A 15,723-nucleotide genomic window follows, 5' to 3' on the forward strand; every position below is an offset into this window, starting at 1 on the left:
AAGCGTATTTGCGCTCGCGACCCGAATACTATTTAGCCGTTTATTTACCGGGGGTTAACACCACGGTAATCGGCTTATTCAGAGTCATCATCTCGGTAGAAAGTTCCGCCTTGTAGGCGAGAATTTCCACCCCCTTGTTTTGCGCCTCAATCAATAGCTGTGCGTATCTGGCATCAATATGATGCGCGGGTGAGAAACGGTCTATCGCCGAGTGCAGCACGGCGAACAAAATCACCGCCCGATCGCCCGCTGCCGCCACGCTCATCAGCTCCCGCAGGTGCTTCTGACCGCGTGCGGTAACCGCATCGGGGAAGTAACCGTATTCCTTTTCCGCCAACGTAACCGATTTCACTTCAATATAGCAGTTTTGTTGGTCATCTGCTTGTAACAGAATATCAATGCGGCTGCTTTCATCACCATACTTCACTTCGCTTTTCAGCGCGTTATAGCCCAAAAGCTCGGGAATATTTCCTGCCAGAATCGCCTCTTTTGCCAACGTGTTAGCACGTAGAGTATTAACACAAATTGTCGCGCCCTCTACGGTTTCAGTTAATTCCCACGTGTGGGCATATTTGCGCTTAGGATTATCTGAGGTGGAATACCAGACGGTATCGCCCGGCGCGGCGCAGCCGGTCATGGCGCCGGTGTTGGGACAGTGCAGGGTCAGCTCGCGACCGTCGGGGGTGACCACGTCGGCGAGAAACCGTTTGTAACGTTTAACCAGGGTGGCAGACTGCAGGGGAGGAGTGAACAGCATCAGCTTTCCTTGTCGAAGGGATAACGTTCCAGCGCCTGATAGCGGGTGCGCCCGCGGCTAAAGCTGGATTCGTAGAGCACAAATTCGTTGACCGCAAACGCCCAGCTAAATCCGGGCGGCGGAATCGGCACCGCGTGGCGCGCGTCGCGCAGCAGGGTGATATGCGGATGAAACGGCTGCGGGCTCTGATAGCAGCCGCTGCGGGCGGCCTGGGCGCGCAGCATATTCGCTAATTGCAGCACCCCGCGCGGCGGCTGACGGGTGCCCAGCCACACCACCCGCGAACGCAGCCACTGCCCGGCATCGTCAAGCGTCAGGGTAAAGCCCGGCTGGCGGATCCGTCCGGCCATCGCTGACAGCGCCCGCTGCTTGTCCGCGCTCACCTCGCCAAGAAACGCCAGCGTCAGATGGAGGTTAGCCGCCGCCACCGGTCGCCCCGCATCGCCGGGAAAGCTGGCGGCGCGCCAGTGCACGATCTGCTGCTGAACGTCCCCGGGTAGTTCAATGGCGAAAAACAGCCTTTTCGGCTCGGACATGATAGAGACTCGGTAATGAATTACCGGGATGCTACAATGCTTGCCCGCAAATGTTAACCTCCGGAGCGTTTCGTGTCCTCATTGCCGGTTGCCGCCGTCCTCCCTGAACTTCTTTCTGCCCTGCGGCATGCGCCGCAGGTTCTGCTTAATGCGCCAACCGGCGCCGGGAAATCCACCTGGCTGCCGCTGCAAATCCTCGCCGAAGGTAACATCAACGGACGCATAATCCTGCTGGAGCCGCGGCGGCTGGCCGCGCGTAACGTGGCGCAGCGGCTGGCGGAACTGCTGGGAGAGAAGCCCGGCGAGACCGTGGGCTATCGCATGCGCGCGGAGACCTGCGTCGGGCCGAACACGCGCCTCGAAGTGGTGACGGAGGGCATTTTAACGCGGATGATCCAGCGCGATCCGGAGCTGAGCGGCGTGGGGCTGGCGATCCTCGATGAATTCCACGAACGCAGCCTGCAGGCGGATCTGGCGCTGGCGCTGCTGCTCGACGTTCAGCAGGGGCTGCGCGACGATCTCAAACTGCTGATTATGTCGGCGACGCTGGACAATGAACGCCTGCAGCGGCTGCTGCCGGAGGCGCCGGTTATCGTTTCCGAAGGGCGCGCGTTTCCGGTTGAGCGGCGTTTTCTGCCGCTGCCGGCCCATCAGCGCTTTGACGAGGCGGTGGCGGTGGCCGCCGCGGAGCTGCTGCGCAGCGAAAATGGCTCAATGCTGCTGTTTCTGCCCGGGGTGGGAGAGATTCAGCGCGTTCAGGAGCGGCTGGCGGAGCGGGTGGCGAGCGATGTGATCCTTTGCCCCCTGTACGGCGCGCTGCCGCTGAGCGAGCAGCGTAAGGCGATACTGCCCGCGCCCGCCGGGATGCGCAAAGTGGTGCTGGCGACCAATATCGCCGAGACCAGTCTGACCATCGAGGGGATTCGGCTGGTGGTGGATAGCGCCCAGGAGCGCGTCGCCCGCTTTGACGCCCGCACCGGGCTCACTCGCCTGGTGACGCAGCGCATCAGCCAGGCCTCAATGACCCAGCGCGCCGGACGCGCCGGGCGTCTGGAACCGGGGATCTGCCTGCATCTGCTGGCTAAAGAGCAGGCCGAGCGCGCGGCGGCGCAGGGCGACCCGGAAATTCTGCAAAGCGATCTGTCGTCGCTGCTGCTGGAGCTGCTGCAGTGGGGATGCCAGGACCCGGCCCAGCTCAGCTGGCTGGATCTGCCGCCTGCGACCAACCTGGCGGCGGCCCGGCGTCTGCTCACCGACCTTTCTGCGCTGGAAGGCGAGCGGCTGTCGGCGCACGGGCGCAAAATGGCGGCGTTGGGCAACGATCCGCGCCTGGCGGCGATGCTGACCGCGGCGGAGGATGCCGATGGCGCCGCCACGGCGGCTAAACTGGCGGCGATCCTTGAAGAGCCGCCGCGCGGCGGCAATAGCGATCTTAGCGCGGCGTTTGCCCGTCAGCAGGGTAACTGGCAGCAGCGGGCGCAGCAGCTGATGAAAAGGCTGGCGGTTCGCGGCGGTCAGCCCGACGCCGACAGCATCGCGGCGCTGCTGGCCTCCGCTTTTGCCGACCGTATCGCCCATCGTCGCGGCCAGGAGGGGCGCTACCAGCTGGCTAACGGGATGGGGGCGATGCTCGACGCCGACGATGCGCTGGGCCGCCACGAATGGCTGATTGCGCCGCTGCTGCTGCAGGGAAGCGCATCGCCGGACGCGCGGATCCTGCTGGCGCTGCCGGTCGATATTCACGCGTTGATTGAGCAGTGTCCGGCCCTGGCCCGGCGTTCCGATATCGTCGAGTGGGATGAGGCGTTAGGAACGCTGAAGGCCTGGCGGCGCACCTGTATCGGACGCCTGGTGATTAAGACCCAGCCGCTGGCGAAGCCGTCGGAAGAGGAGCTGCACCAGGCGATGCTCAACGGGATCCGCGAGAAGGGACTGAGCGTGCTAACCTGGACGCCGGAGGCGGAGCAGCTGCGTCTGCGGCTACACTGCGCGGCGCGGTGGCTGCCGGAGGAGGCGTGGCCGGCCGTTGACGAGGCGTCGCTGCTGGCCTCGCTTGAACAGTGGCTGCTGCCGCAGATGGCGGGCGTCCATTCGCTGCGCGCCCTGAAGGCGCTGGACGTGCGTCAGGCGCTGCAAAACTGGCTGCCGTGGCCGCTGCGCCAGAAGCTGGACAGCGAGCTGCCCACGCACTATACGGTGCCGACCGGTAGCCGCATCGCGATTCGTTATCACGATGAAAACCCGCCGGCGCTGGCGGTGCGGATGCAGGAGATGTTTGGCGAGGCGACCACTCCGACTATCGCCCAGGGGCGCGTGCCGCTGGTGCTGGAGCTGCTTTCGCCGGCGCAGCGCCCGCTGCAGATCACCCGCGATTTAGGCGCCTTCTGGCAGGGGAGCTACCGCGAGGTGCAAAAAGAGATGAAAGGGCGCTATCCCAAGCACGTCTGGCCCGACGATCCGGCCAATACCGCCCCGACCCGGCGCACCAAAAAGTATTCGTAGCCGGAGAGTTCCCGGGTTGCGGCGTAAACGCCTTACCCGGGCTACCGGACCAGCACCGCCAGTAGCCCTGCTAAGCGCAGCGCGAGCAGGGGATGTTTTATACCTGGCTCCACAAAAAGATGCCGCCGCCCGCCAGCGCCAGCCAGGGGCCGAAGGCCAGAGGTTGTTCGAGCGAACGACGGGTTACCAGGCGCTGCAGCAGCGTCCAGACCAGACCGCTGGCGGAAGCCAGCAGCAGCGTCTGCGGCAGCGGCTGCCAGCCGAGCCACGCGCCGAGCGCTGCCAGCAGCTTGAAATCGCCGTAGCCCAGCGCCTCTTTACCGGTCAGCAGACGGAACACCCAGTACACCGACCACAGCGACAAATACCCGACCATCGCGCCAATGACCGCCTCCGCCAGTGGCGCGAAGGTATCGGAAAGATTGAACAGCAGCCCGGCCCACAGCAGCGGCAGCGTCAGCCTGTCAGGCAGCAGCTGCGTTTGCGCGTCGATGGCGGCGAGGATCAGCAGTACGGACACGAAAATTAGCCCGCCCAGCAGCGGCATACCCGGAGCCATCAGGTACCCCGCGAGTACAAACAGCGCGCCGGTCGTCAGCTCCATCAGGGGATAGCGACGCGAGATCGGCTGCCCGCAGCAGCGCGCGCGCCCCATGAGCCATAAAAAGCTCAGCAGCGGGATATTGTCCCGCCAGGCGATAGGCTGACGGCACTGCGGGCAGAACGAGGCGGGGAGGCAGAGATTTACCCCCTCTGCGCGTTCCATCATCAGCGGTAAACGATGGATAACGACGTTAAAAAAGCTGCCGAACGCCAGTCCGGACAGGAATAAAAAGCCACCCCAGATTGACGGGAATTGCGCGGCGAACTCGGGTAACAGCGCGATATTTTCCATCTCTATTTTTTCTCCCCGGAGCGCCACTGCCCCTGCCACTGCCACTGCCACGGCGTGCGCCCCTGCTCATCTTTGCGGCCGTTTTGCGCGAGCAGCAGCGTCAGCAGCGCCGGAGCCGTCTGGCGGGTCTGCAGCGTACCGTTAAACGTATAGCGCCCGTTGGGCGTCAGAACGCCCTGTCCTGCGAGGCTAAGCTGGCGGGAGTCCTGGGTCAGGGCGACAGTCAGCGCGCCCGCCGGGGTACAGCTTAATTTGCCGTTGACCTGGGCCAGTTCGAGCGACCCGGCGGGGGAGCTGAGCGCCGCATCCCGCCACTGCACGGTGCTGGCGGTCATCTGTCGGCAACCGCCGGCGTTAAAGCGGGCCTCGGGCAGCGTCAGCACAACCTGACCGCGAGCCTCCAGCGGTATGCCGGATGCTAACCGCTGGCCGAGCGTCCGGGCCGGCGCCGCGAGTCGCCCCTCGCGCACCACAACGTCGTTCAGACCGTGCAGCCAGGCCCGGCCGCGCAGGCCGGAGGGGTCGTTAAACGCGATATGCCAGCCGGGAAGCCACGACGAAAAGCCAAACTCCCAGCGTAAATGGGCGATGTCAAAACCGAGCCAACTGGCCTGACGGGCTTCTCCTTGCCACAGGGTGCCCGTGGTTTCGCCGAGCCGCGCGCCGCCCGGTAGCGCCAGAGTAAGCAGCTGCGCCGGTGCGCTAAGCAGCAGCCAGAAGAGATAGACCGCCGCCAGCAGCAGGGCGATAGTGAGTTTATTTTTCATCGCTGCGCTCCAGCACCAGCGTATTAATCGTCACCCAACCGGGCTGCTGCGCCACGGCGGTCACCGCCAGGGTGGCGGTAGTCATCCCCGCCTGCCCCAGCGCGTCCAGCCATGCCATCAGCGTCTGGAAATCGGCGGGCTGCACGGTAAGGCTCAGGCGGGAGCCCTGCGGCTGCAGGCGAACGATAGCGATACCGTGGCGGCCGGCTTCGCGCATAATCACCGTTGAGGGTTCTTCCGGCGCGGCAGAAGGTTTCCGCTGGTTAAGCTGCTGGAGAAGCGGGGTCTGCTGGCGCATCCACCGCAGGCTGGACTGCTCCCTGGCCAGCGTTTGCCGCCACTGCGCCTCGCGATTTTGCCAGGGCTGCCAGAGGGCGTAATAAATCAGGCCAATAAGCAGCATGACGCCCATCCCCAGCAGCAGATGCCGTTCGCGGCGCGTACGCTGTTGCCATAAGGCGAGCAGGTTATCCATCGTTCCCCTCCAGCGTCAGACGCCCTTCAATACCGTCGGCGCGCGGCTTCATCTCGCCGGTCTGCACGCGAAACCCCGCCCGCGCCCGCTGGCTGAACTGCGCCAGAGCCTGCGATGAAACGGCGGATATCTCCAACTGCAGCGCGTTGCGCGCGGCGTCAAAGCTCAGGGCGCGCAGACGAATGCCCGGCGTTTCGGCGATGATTTGCTGCAGGGCGCCGAGCCGTGAGATGAGCGCCGGCCGGGCGCTCACGCTTTCCAGACGGCGCAGATGCTGCTGCATTTGCAGGCGTGGATTGACGAGATTTTTTTCCGCTTTGAACCACTGGCGGTAAAAATCACGGCTGGCCTGCACGGCGGCGTCGGCCTGACGCGCCAGGGCGAGATGGTCGTGGAGGCGATTTCCGCTCCACAGCAGCAGTAGCGCCAGGGTTGCGACAATCGTCGGCCGCCAGCGTCGGGGCGTCGGCGGCCGGCGTTTCGCGGCAAAATTGCCCTGGCGTAAGCAGATTTTGCGCGCCTGCGGGTTGCTCGCCGCCAGCGCCAGCAAATCCTGCGCCGGGCGAGGCTGCCACGGCGCGGCGATATCCGGCGGCGGTGAGTAGCAGGCGATGGGCGCGAGGTCAGGCCAGTGAACCAGCAGTTCGCCGAGCCATGGGGTTTCCACCGCCATACCGCTGCACGTCTCGCAGCGAAACAGCCACTGTTCGCCGCAGCGTACGGCGCTCCAGCCGGTCGGGTTCTGCGGCAGGGCAAGGGCATCCGGCGTCAGGGCCAGCACGTTGAGTCCGAGCCCCTCGCACCAGGCCTGCCATGCGCGCATCTTCTCCCGCCCGACCACCGCCACGGCACAGTCGCTTTTATCCCGGTGGATCAGGGCAAAATGGCTCTCTTCGATCTCCGTTGCCAGCTGTTCTTCGAGTAAAAACGCCAGCGCCTGCTGCGCATTTCGGCGCGCGCCGGCGGGCAGGGTAACGCGATGAAACGCGCAGTCGCTGGCGGGCACCAGCACCCAGGCCGGATGACGCTGCGCCAGCAGGCTGAGCGTCGGGTCGCCAGCGTCAGGATGCCACTCGCCAGTCTGCGCCGCGTCGCCCGGCGCGGCCAGCCGCCATATCGCCGTCGCGGCATCGGGATTGAGGCGAATAATCAGCACGGCGGCGGAAAAAGTATGGTGGTTATTCATCGGCTACCCAATAGATTCCGTAGCGCCGCTGGACGACGCTGAAGGTTCGCCCCTGCTTTTGCAGGAGACTGCGTTGCTGATAGCGGGCGCTGCCCATCACCACGCTGAAGGTGGCGATAAAGCGCTCGCTGTGCACCGCCAGCCACGGACGCGCGGCGGCGGTATCGGTTTTTTGTAATAGCGGCTGCGACAGGAAGGCGGCGACGCTGCTCCAGCCGGTGGTCGCGCGGGCCTGCAGCAGCTGCCGGGCTTCGACGAGGGTGAGTTCAGCGGGGAAGAGCGCCGCCAGCAGCGCGGCCTGAGCGGGCTGCAGGGTATTGACGTTCACCTGCAGCGTCTCGTCCGCCAGGGCGCAGACGTAGGGCAGCAGACGCTGATAGAGCGCGGCGTCCATCCCGGCCAGCAGACGCAGCTCGCTGACGTCCTGCAGCGGCTGATTGCCCGTCAGATAGCCGGGGGATTGCGCCATATAGACTTCGTCTTCCGCGCCGTTCAGCAGCGCCTGGCGATCGCTATCCACCCAGTCGCGCAGGGCGGCGGTCAGCTGTAAGGCGCGCAGCGGCTCGCTGCCGAGGTTCTCCAGCAGTCGGGTAAAAACCTGCGCGGGATAAGGGATTTCAACGCTTTCGTCGCCGCTGAGCTGGTTAATGGCGTTGAGGTTGAAGCAGGCCTGAGCGTCGGTAATCGTGGCGTAGATCTCGCCATCATTGACCGCAAAGCGGCGCCCCTGCTGGGCCCAGTTCTGCGCCAGATGGGTCTGGTTCGGCGAGTCGAGCGCGTCGCGTTGCAGCAGCGCCGCCGCCAGGGTTTCCGCCCCCAGCGCGTACCATTTAGCCTGCAGGTTATCGAGGGTAGTGGCGGTTTGCTGATACATCCGCGCGCTGCGTTCGGTCATGGCGCTCGCCAGCACCATCATCAGAGCGAGGATCAGCAGCACCATAAGCAGGGCGACGCCGCGCTGGCGGGTATTCATTGGCTGCCTCCCGGCGTAAGCAGAAACAGCCGGCGGATCTCGCCGGACTGCTCCAGCGTCAGGGTGACTTCCAGCCCCTGCGGCAGCGTCTGCGTCTGCTGCCATTCATCCTGCCAGCGGCCGCTGGCGTAAAAGCGCAGGCGAAACGCCTGGACGCCGCGCTGCATAACGGTCACCGTGGGCAGACTACCGGGCAGCGGGTCCTGCTGGTCGTAGCTCAGACGCTCCAGCCGATCCCCACGCAGGCGGTAGCTGACGTTCTGAATTTCCGAACGCGGCAGGATCCCCAAAGGATTGGGCCAGCCGTTGCGGCTAAAGGCGATCGCCCAGTCGTCGCTGCCGAGCTGAAAACGTCCGGCAAAAAAGAGGCTCGCGCTGTCGCGGCTGCGGCGGGGAATGATTTGGCTAAAGTCCGCCGCCATCTGGCTGAACGTGAGCTGTAACGCCTGCATGCGCCCGCCCTTATCGCGGGTGAGCGTATCGGCGCGCATCACGTTTTGCAGCACCGTGACCGCAGCGACGCTGAGCGCGGCGAGGATTGCCAGCGCCAGCAGCATTTCGACGAGGGTAAATCCGCGAGCGCGCTGGATCATGGCGGCGTCACGTAGGTGCGCAGCGAAGAGACGGGCATTTTATCGCTTTTGGCGCGGCGGACTTCAACGTCCAGCGCCCGCAGCTGCGGCAGGTCGGTCTCCACCCCCTGCCAGCGAATGTGCCAGCTGACGCCCGCCGCCTGCACCGTGGTTTCCGACCAGCTCAGCGCGGGCCAGCGATTTTCCAGCCGTAGCTGCACCAGCTGATTATCCGCCAGCCAACCGGCCAGGGTTTTCTCTTCCATACGACCCAGCTGGCGGGTTTGCTGGAGCGTGGCCTGCATCACCGCCAGCCCGGCGAGGGCGAAGACCGCCAGGGCGACCATCACTTCAATCAGCGTCATACCGGCCTGCTTTTTCATGGCGTCTCCTGCGGTTCGGGCAGGCTTTCGCCGCGCGCATTAAACGCGATACCCGGTCCCTCGCCGACGGTCAGCCGGAACGGCGTCATCTCACCGCCGGGAAAGATCAGCACATCGGGATTGTCGCCCGGCGTCCAGGCCTCGCCCTGCGGAAAAGTGAGATGCAGCGTGTTCCCGGCGACGCTGCCCGAGGTGGCGACGCGTCCGGCGCGCAGGGGGAGCCAGCGATAGCCGTTCCAGTCGTCGCCGGCCGGGGGCGGTTCGTTGCTTTCGCGGGGCTGTAAGACCAGAAACTGCCAGCGATCGGGATGCACCGAGGCGCCAAAAAACTGGCCGGTTTGCAGCCCTCGCTGCTGGACAAAGCGCAGCTGCGCCTCAAAGCGTGCCAGCGCCTGCGCCGAGCTATCGTCGCGCGAGGCGGGGAAGGCCAGCATCACCATGCCCGCGCTGACGCCGATCAGCAGCAAAATGAGCATCATCTCCAGCAACGTAAAGCCGCGCTGTCGCACTATTTCTTCCCGATTGTCCAGTTGCCGATATCGTCATTGCTCTCCGGTACGCCGTCCGGCCCGAGGCTGAAAATATCCACCTGTCCGTGCTGGCCGGGGCTCAGCAGCTGGTAATCGCTGCCCCACGGATCCTGCGGCAGACGGCGAATATAGCCGCCTTCAGGATAGTTACGCGCGTGCGGCTCGGCCGACGGCGCGCTGACCAGCGCCTGCAGCCCCTGCTCGGTGGTGGGATAGCGGCTGTTATCCAGTTTGTACATGTCCAGCGCCCCCTCGAGCGCCACAAGATCGCTGACCACTTTTTGCCGGTCGGCCTTTTCCTTGTTGCCCATCAGGTTGGGCACCACGAGGCTGGCGAGCACGCCGAGGATGACAATCACCACCATGATTTCCAGTAAGGTGAATCCACGCTGTCGTTGCATATTTTTCTCCATTAGAACAATTACATACTCATCAGGGTATTGAGCTGCAGTATCGGTTGCAGGATGGCGAGGACGATAAACAGCACCATGCCGGCCATCGCCACCACCAGCAGAGGTTCAAACAGGCTGAGGGCCAGCTGAATTTGCGCGCTCAAATCCCGGTCCTGGTTATCCGCCGCGCGCTCCAGCATGCCGTTGAGCTCGCCGCTCTGTTCGCCGCTGGCGACCATGTAGCGCATCATCGGCGGGAACAGCTGGGTCATTTCGAGCGCGCGATGCAGGCTGACGCCTTCGCGAACCGCGTCGCTGGCGGCTTCCAGCTGGCGCTTCGCCCAGGCGTTGCTTAATACTTCCGCGCTGATGCGCATCGCCAGCAGCAGCGGAACGGCGCTGGCGTTGAGAATGCTCAGGGTGCGGGCGTAGCGGGCGCTGTTAACGCTGCGCGCGACCCGGCCAATCAGCGGCAGGCGCAGCAGCAGCCTGTGCCAGGCCAGCCGCTTTGCCGGCTGCCGCAGCAGGTAGCGCAGCAGCAGAGCGATGAGCATGGCGGCCAGCAGCAGCCACGGACCGGCGGCGCGCAGCACATCGCTCATCGCCATCAGCAGGCGGGTGGAAAACGGCAGCGCCTGCTTAAGGTGGATAAACTGCTCGACAACCTTCGGCACCACCGTCGATAGCAGAATGACGATCACGCTGACCGCCACCAGGGTCAGCACGATGGGGTAAATCATCGCCTGCAGCAGCCGGGCGCGCAGCTGCTGGCGCTGTTCGGTATAGTCCGCCAGCCGGTTCAGCACGCCGTCGAGGTGGCCGGAGGCTTCTCCGGCGGCGACCATCGCGCAGTAGAGCGCGTCGAAGCAGCCCGGGTAGCCGCGCATCGCTTCCGCCAGCGAATGGCCTTCCAGCACTTTGCCGCGCACGCCGGCAATCAGGGTTTTCAACTGGTTTTTTTCACACTGCTGGGCCACCGCGTCGAGTGCTTTTTCCAGCGGGATGGCGGCGGCGACCAGCGTCGCCAGCTGGCGGGTAACGAGGGCGAGATCGCGGGTGTTGGTGCGGCGGATAAAGCGCGGTTGCCCGCCGCTGCCGGCTGCCGGGGCGATGTCCAGCGCCAGCCAGCCCTTTTCCCGCAGCAGCTGGCGAGCGTGGCGGGCGGAGTCCGCCTGCTGGACGCCGCGCCGGGTTTTACCGTTTTCATCAACGGCCTGATAGCGAAAAAGCGCCATGTCAGGAGGCCTCCGCGATCTGCTGTTCGCTAACCCGCAGCACCTCTTGCCAGCTGGTGATCCCCACCAGCGCCTTGTCCCGTCCGGCGTGGCGCAGGGTGATATAGTCCGCCCCCAGCTGTTGGTTCAGCGTCACCTCGTTTTCGCCGCGGTGGATTGCCATACGCACGCGATCGTCCACCAGCAGCAGTTCGTGAATGCCGGTACGTCCGCGATAGCCGGTAAAGCCGCACTCGGCGCAGCCCCGGGGCTGCCAGAGCGCCGTGCCGGGAGCGATCTCCATCTGGCGGGCGGTGTCGGCATTCGCCGGTTCCTGCTGGCGACAGTGTGGGCAGAGCCGGCGCACCAGCCGCTGCGACATCACCGCCAGCAGCGAGGTGGAGAGCAGAAAAGGCTCCACGCCCATATCCTGCAGGCGCGAGATGGCGCCCAGCGCGCTGTTGGTGTGCAGCGTTGAGAGCACCAGATGACCGGTTAGCGAAGCCTGAACGGCGATCTGCGCCGTTTCGCCGTCGCGAATTTCGCCCACCAGCACCACGTCAGGGTCCTGGCGCAAAATAGCGCGCAGCCCGCGGGCAAAGGTCATATCGACTTTCGCGTTAACCTGGGTCTGACCGATGCCCTCCAGCTCATATTCGATAGGATCTTCAATGGTCATGATGTTGCGCTCGCGGGCATCGAGGCGGCTCAGCGCGGCGTAGAGGGTGGTGCTTTTTCCCGAACCGGTCGGCCCGGTCACCAGCACGATGCCGTGCGGGCGGGCGATCAGTCCATCCACCTGCTGAAGCAGCGCGGGCGACATGCCGAGGGTCAGCAGGTCGAGATTGACGCTGTTTTTATCGAGCAGACGCAGCACCACGCGTTCGCCGTAGCTCGACGGCAGGGTGGAGACGCGCACGTCGACGGCGCGTCCGCCAATGCGCAGCGCCATGCGACCGTCCTGAGGAATGCGCTTTTCGGCGATATCAAGGCTCGCCATCACCTTAATGCGCGAGATCAGCAGCGCGGCGAGGCGGCGCTGGGGGCGCAGGATTTCGCGCAGTACGCCGTCGACGCGAAAGCGAATTTGCAGGTGGCGTTCATAGGTTTCGATATGAATATCCGACGCTTTCTCTTTGATAGCCTCGGTGAGCATGGCGTTAATCAGGCGGATAATCGGCGCGTCGTCTTCGCTATCCAGCAGGTCGTCGGTGTCCGGCAGCTCTTCGGCAAGGGTGTACAGATCCAGCTCGTTGCCGATATCCGCCATCATGCGCCGGGCCTCGGCGGAGTCGCGCTGATAGCTCAGCACCAGCAGCTTTTCGAACGCCTCCGCTTCCAGTCGCTCGAGGCTGAACGGCATCCCGGCCACCCTGCGGGCTTCCAGCAGCGCCTGCGGCGCGGTGGCGGCGAGGCAGAAAACCTCGCAGCTTTCGCCGTTGCTCAGGAGCATCACGTTGTGCGCGCGGGCGTAGCCGAAGGGGAGCAGCGGGCGTCGTTCAGCGGCGGGGGTCATAGATTGCCTCCCAGATTGAAGGCGTCGATGGCGGCGCTGACCTGGCGGAACGCGGCGGTATCCTGGCGCGGGTAGATCTCCAGCAGATCGTTACTCAGCATCGCGTCGTTGTTCTCTTTGCCGCGCTGTTTGCTCTGGGCGTCGTTAAACGCGGTGTACTGCCCGGATGAAGCCTGACGGTACTCGTCGCGGTCGCGGATCACCGTCGGGCGGATAAACAGCATCAGGTTGCGCTTGGAGACCTTTTTGCTGGTGGAGCGGAACAGCGCGCCAATCACCGGGATATCGCCGAGCAGAGGAACTTTGTCGGCGGTGTCGGAGACGCTTTTATCCAGCAGTCCGCCGACGACCACCGTTTCGCCGCTGCCGACCAGCACGGCGTTATTAACCGTACGGGTATTGAAGGTCGCGCCGAGATCCGAGCTGGTGCTAGAGGCGGCGTCCGCCACGCTGGAGACCTCCTGTTCGATCTCCAGCAGAACCGAATCGCCTTCATTGATCTGCGGCTTCACTTTTAGCTTGATGCCGACGGTTTTGCGCTCGACGGTATTGAAGATGTTATCGCCGGAGGTGGTTTGCGAGCCGGTCAGCACCGGGACCTCCTGGCCGACGTTAAAGGTGGCTTCCATGTTGTCGAGGGTGACGATACTCGGCGTCGCGAGAATATCGTTCTTGGTGCTGCTGGAGAGGGCGGTTAACAGCATCGCCCAGTTGCCCTGGTAGAACCCGGCGGCAATGCCGTTGAAGGAGCTTAAGGCGCTTGCCAGCGAGCTGCTGACGGTGCCGTCTTTGTTGTACTGGTTGGCCCCGGCGATGGCCGTGGATATCGGCAGACCGCTGTTGGTGAACTGGGTCATCCCGGCATTTTTATTGGCCCACTGGATGCCGAGGTTCAGACCGTCAGCGTCCTGCACTTCGGCGATAATCGCTTCGACCAGCACCTGCGGGCGGCGGATATCCAGCTGGGCGATCACCCGTTCCAGATCGTTCATTACGTCCGGGGCGGCGGTGACAATCAGGGCGTTGGTCTGACCGTGCGCTTTGATAATGATATTTTTATCCAGCGCCGCCACCGGCTTCGCGGCCTGCTTTTCGCTCTGCATCGTGCTGCTGATGCCGGTCAGCACTTCCACCAGGTCGGAGGCTTTGGCGTATTTCAGGTAGATCACTTTGGTATTGCCCTGGGTCGCCTGCTGGCGGTCGAGCTGCTTAATCATGGCGATGATCCGCTGGCGGGAGTTCGGCTCGCCGCTGACCAGCACCGCGTTGGTGCGTTCATCGGCCACCACGTTGGCGACCATTGAGCCGGGCAGCGCCGATTTGCTGGTGTCTTTGTTGAGTTCGGTCACCAGCTTGACCACATCGGCGGCGGAGGCCCAGGCGAGGGGAACGGTCACCACGCTGCGGTCTCCGGCGTTATCGACGCGTTCGACGATGGTTAGCAGGCGCTTGATGACCGCCGCGCGGCCGGTCATCAGCAGGACGTTGGAGGGTTCATAGTGCACCACGCTGCCCGCGCCGGCGTTATCGTTAAGCTGGCGCAGCAGCGGCGCCAGATCGCGGGCCGCGACGTTGGTCAGGGGCACGACGCGGGTGACGACCTCATCGCCAATGCCCGGCGCGGCATCGCTCGCCACCGGCACCGCGGCGGTTTTCGCATCCTTCGAACGAACGACTTTCAGGACGCCGTTATTCATATTAATCACCGCGAAGCCATAGACATCGAGGACGCTGAGGAAGAATTGATAATATTGCTCTTCGTTGAGCATATCGTAGCTGCGCACGGTAATAGTGCCGCGTACGCTGGGATCGATAATGACCGTTTTATTCAGGTTTTTACTCACCGTATTGATAAATTCCTGAATATCGGTGCCCTTAAAGCTGGCGGAAAACTCTTCCGCCGCGGCCGGTTTGAATAACAGCGCGGCGAATACCAGCAGCATCAGGAAAAATGGGCGAATGACGTTGGCGATGATCAATTATTCATCCCTCAGGGCTAGATAAATATCTTGTTTCTGGCCGTCGCGTTCAACGGTAAGAGTTATTTCAGTTAATTCCGGTAGCTGGGCTAATGCCTGGCGGGACTGTTCTTTATCGCGGAGATCCAGGCCGTTCAGGGCTATCGCCAGATCGTTTTCCTTGAGACCCGCCTGGCGAAATAGCGCCGGGTCTTTGCCCGGATTCAGACGATATCCGCTGAGCTTGTCGTTAACCATGACCGGCGAAATATTGAGGTAATGAAGAATATTTTGCGGCTGCGCGCGGAGTTCCTGCGCCAATTGGCGGGCTGGCGGCGCGGCGCTATTTTTGCCGGCGGCGGGCGGGTCGTTAAACAGCGGGATAGCCTCATTTCTGCCGCGGTAATTAACAATCAGGCGGTCGGGGAAAATGGCGACGATTTTCGCCTCTCCGCCCGGCGTGCTATCGCCAATCCCGAGGCTAACCTGTTGATTCCCTTTCATCATGATGGCAATGGCGCGAGAGGGATCGGTGCTGGCGAGCAGGCCGGTAACGCGCAGTTTGAGCGCCGATACGGGCGCCTGGTCGAGGTTGCCGCCGTGCGCGGAGGCGGAGGTTTTCTCCGCAAGGCCAAACAGCGTAAAGCGCGGCAGCGCCGTTTCCGGGGAGGGGGTTGCGGGCGCCGTCATATCGGCAGGGCTCAAGGCGTTATCCGTAAAGTTTACCGGGAGAATTATTTTCCAGGTTAATTGGGCGAGCTGCTGGCAGATAAAAAATAATATGATGGACGTCACAATATGAGGCGCGTAATTAATTATTTTTTTATTTGATATTGTTAATCTCATCACGGAATTATGCATTTTTATTCCTTTGCTCATTCTATTTCCCTCAGCAAAAGGTACCGCCCTACCGATATTGGTGGGGCATTTTTTATTGTGAGCGTGCTTATTGCGGGAATCTGCGTAGGTCGCTGCGAATCATAAAGAGTTTGGCTATTGCGGTCGTCATTCCCTTTTTATTTTTTCTCCTCCGGCCGCCTACGCCCCCACGTAATGAGCGAATGGAT

16 protein-coding genes are annotated in these 15,723 nt (G+C 63.3%); 1 reads left to right on the forward strand and 15 read right to left on the reverse strand.

Annotated features, from left to right (window positions below; all coding sequences use genetic code 11):
* Nucleotides 1-40: 40 nt before the first annotated feature.
* Complete coding sequence (gene sfsA / locus F8562_RS09200; protein WP_014227967.1) at nt 41-757, reverse strand: DNA/RNA nuclease SfsA; 717 nt, start codon at nt 755-757, stop codon at nt 41-43.
* The gene (gene thpR, locus F8562_RS09205) at nt 757-1,293 is read right to left on the reverse strand and encodes an RNA 2',3'-cyclic phosphodiesterase (protein ID WP_014837425.1); all 537 of its coding nucleotides are present in this window, start codon (nt 1,291-1,293) and stop codon (nt 757-759) included. Before thpR ends, sfsA begins: the two co-directional genes overlap by 1 nt.
* A 72-nt stretch (nt 1,294-1,365) precedes the next feature.
* On the opposite strand from thpR, the gene hrpB reads away from it, so the two are divergent.
* Nucleotides 1,366-3,795, forward strand: a complete 2,430-nt coding sequence (gene hrpB, locus F8562_RS09210; RefSeq protein ID WP_014227969.1) for an ATP-dependent helicase HrpB — start codon at nt 1,366-1,368, stop codon at nt 3,793-3,795.
* A 97-nt stretch (nt 3,796-3,892) separates the two neighbouring features.
* Here the strand turns inward: hrpB and F8562_RS09215 are convergent, their stop codons facing one another.
* Genes F8562_RS09215 through gspC form a run of 13 tightly spaced genes read right to left on the reverse strand, consistent with a single transcriptional unit; the run spans nt 3,893 to nt 15,517 of the window.
* Nucleotides 3,893-4,690 carry a prepilin peptidase gene (locus F8562_RS09215; protein WP_032720561.1) on the reverse strand — a complete coding sequence of 266 codons (798 nt, stop codon included), beginning with the start codon at nt 4,688-4,690 and terminating at the stop codon, nt 3,893-3,895.
* A 2-nt stretch (nt 4,691-4,692) separates the two neighbouring features.
* On the reverse strand, nt 4,693-5,457 hold the full coding sequence (locus tag F8562_RS09220) for a type II secretion system protein N (protein WP_151891900.1): 765 nt from the start codon (nt 5,455-5,457) through the stop codon (nt 4,693-4,695).
* A complete protein-coding gene (gene gspM, locus F8562_RS09225) occupies nt 5,447-5,932 on the reverse strand; it encodes a type II secretion system protein GspM (RefSeq protein ID WP_014837427.1) in 486 nt (161 codons plus the stop codon). Before gspM ends, F8562_RS09220 begins: the two co-directional genes overlap by 11 nt.
* Nucleotides 5,925-7,118, reverse strand: coding sequence for a type II secretion system protein GspL (gene gspL, locus F8562_RS09230; RefSeq protein WP_042944310.1), 1,194 nt, complete (start codon nt 7,116-7,118; stop codon nt 5,925-5,927). The genes gspM and gspL overlap by 8 nt, the downstream gene beginning before the upstream one ends.
* Nucleotides 7,111-8,091, reverse strand: coding sequence for a type II secretion system minor pseudopilin GspK (gene gspK / locus F8562_RS09235; RefSeq protein WP_014227974.1), 981 nt, complete (start codon nt 8,089-8,091; stop codon nt 7,111-7,113). The genes gspL and gspK overlap by 8 nt, the downstream gene beginning before the upstream one ends.
* Nucleotides 8,088-8,684 (reverse strand): type II secretion system minor pseudopilin GspJ, encoded by a 597-nt coding sequence (gspJ, locus tag F8562_RS09240; RefSeq protein ID WP_014837428.1) that lies wholly within the window; start codon nt 8,682-8,684, stop codon nt 8,088-8,090. Before gspJ ends, gspK begins: the two co-directional genes overlap by 4 nt.
* Nucleotides 8,681-9,046 (reverse strand): type II secretion system minor pseudopilin GspI, encoded by a 366-nt coding sequence (gene gspI, locus F8562_RS09245; RefSeq protein WP_009654631.1) that lies wholly within the window; start codon nt 9,044-9,046, stop codon nt 8,681-8,683. The genes gspJ and gspI overlap by 4 nt, the downstream gene beginning before the upstream one ends.
* Nucleotides 9,043-9,555 carry a type II secretion system minor pseudopilin GspH gene (gene gspH / locus F8562_RS09250; protein ID WP_014837429.1) on the reverse strand — a complete coding sequence of 171 codons (513 nt, stop codon included), beginning with the start codon at nt 9,553-9,555 and terminating at the stop codon, nt 9,043-9,045. The genes gspI and gspH overlap by 4 nt, the downstream gene beginning before the upstream one ends.
* Complete coding sequence (gene gspG / locus F8562_RS09255) at nt 9,555-9,977, reverse strand: type II secretion system major pseudopilin GspG (RefSeq protein WP_004098709.1); 423 nt, start codon at nt 9,975-9,977, stop codon at nt 9,555-9,557. The genes gspH and gspG overlap by 1 nt, the downstream gene beginning before the upstream one ends.
* Nucleotides 9,978-9,997: 20 nt before the next feature.
* Complete coding sequence (gene gspF / locus F8562_RS09260) at nt 9,998-11,203, reverse strand: type II secretion system inner membrane protein GspF (protein ID WP_014837430.1); 1,206 nt, start codon at nt 11,201-11,203, stop codon at nt 9,998-10,000.
* Between the two features lies 1 nt (nt 11,204).
* Nucleotides 11,205-12,698 carry a type II secretion system ATPase GspE gene (gspE, locus tag F8562_RS09265; protein ID WP_014837431.1) on the reverse strand — a complete coding sequence of 498 codons (1,494 nt, stop codon included), beginning with the start codon at nt 12,696-12,698 and terminating at the stop codon, nt 11,205-11,207.
* Nucleotides 12,695-14,641, reverse strand: coding sequence for a GspD family T2SS secretin variant PulD (gene pulD, locus F8562_RS09270; protein WP_029946937.1), 1,947 nt, complete (start codon nt 14,639-14,641; stop codon nt 12,695-12,697). The genes gspE and pulD overlap by 4 nt, the downstream gene beginning before the upstream one ends.
* A gap of 36 nt (nt 14,642-14,677) precedes the next feature.
* Nucleotides 14,678-15,517 carry a type II secretion system protein GspC gene (gspC, locus tag F8562_RS09275; protein WP_032694390.1) on the reverse strand — a complete coding sequence of 280 codons (840 nt, stop codon included), beginning with the start codon at nt 15,515-15,517 and terminating at the stop codon, nt 14,678-14,680.
* Nucleotides 15,518-15,723: the final 206 nt, after the last annotated feature.

It is taken from the genome of Klebsiella sp. RCJ4, from assembly GCF_009025755.1.
In the GTDB taxonomy this organism is placed as follows: Bacteria; Pseudomonadota; Gammaproteobacteria; order Enterobacterales; family Enterobacteriaceae; genus Klebsiella; species Klebsiella michiganensis.

What these genes read in the sequence shown, in the direction of transcription:
- gspC (WP_032694390.1), bottom strand. Translation starts at nt 15,517, where the DNA reads ATGCATAATTCCGTGATGAGATTAACAATATCAAATAAAAAAATAATT.
- gspM (WP_014837427.1), bottom strand. Translation starts at nt 5,932, where the DNA reads ATGGATAACCTGCTCGCCTTATGGCAACAGCGTACGCGCCGCGAACGG.
- sfsA (WP_014227967.1), bottom strand. Translation starts at nt 757, where the DNA reads ATGCTGTTCACTCCTCCCCTGCAGTCTGCCACCCTGGTTAAACGTTAC.
- gspL (WP_042944310.1), bottom strand. Translation starts at nt 7,118, where the DNA reads ATGAATAACCACCATACTTTTTCCGCCGCCGTGCTGATTATTCGCCTC.
- thpR (WP_014837425.1), bottom strand. Translation starts at nt 1,293, where the DNA reads ATGTCCGAGCCGAAAAGGCTGTTTTTCGCCATTGAACTACCCGGGGAC.
- gspG (WP_004098709.1), bottom strand. Translation starts at nt 9,977, where the DNA reads ATGCAACGACAGCGTGGATTCACCTTACTGGAAATCATGGTGGTGATT.
- F8562_RS09215 (WP_032720561.1), bottom strand. Translation starts at nt 4,690, where the DNA reads ATGGAAAATATCGCGCTGTTACCCGAGTTCGCCGCGCAATTCCCGTCA.
- gspJ (WP_014837428.1), bottom strand. Translation starts at nt 8,684, where the DNA reads ATGATCCAGCGCGCTCGCGGATTTACCCTCGTCGAAATGCTGCTGGCG.
- gspF (WP_014837430.1), bottom strand. Translation starts at nt 11,203, where the DNA reads ATGGCGCTTTTTCGCTATCAGGCCGTTGATGAAAACGGTAAAACCCGG.
- pulD (WP_029946937.1), bottom strand. Translation starts at nt 14,641, where the DNA reads ATGCTGCTGGTATTCGCCGCGCTGTTATTCAAACCGGCCGCGGCGGAA.
- gspE (WP_014837431.1), bottom strand. Translation starts at nt 12,698, where the DNA reads ATGACCCCCGCCGCTGAACGACGCCCGCTGCTCCCCTTCGGCTACGCC.
- gspK (WP_014227974.1), bottom strand. Translation starts at nt 8,091, where the DNA reads ATGAATACCCGCCAGCGCGGCGTCGCCCTGCTTATGGTGCTGCTGATC.
- F8562_RS09220 (WP_151891900.1), bottom strand. Translation starts at nt 5,457, where the DNA reads ATGAAAAATAAACTCACTATCGCCCTGCTGCTGGCGGCGGTCTATCTC.
- gspI (WP_009654631.1), bottom strand. Translation starts at nt 9,046, where the DNA reads ATGAAAAAGCAGGCCGGTATGACGCTGATTGAAGTGATGGTCGCCCTG.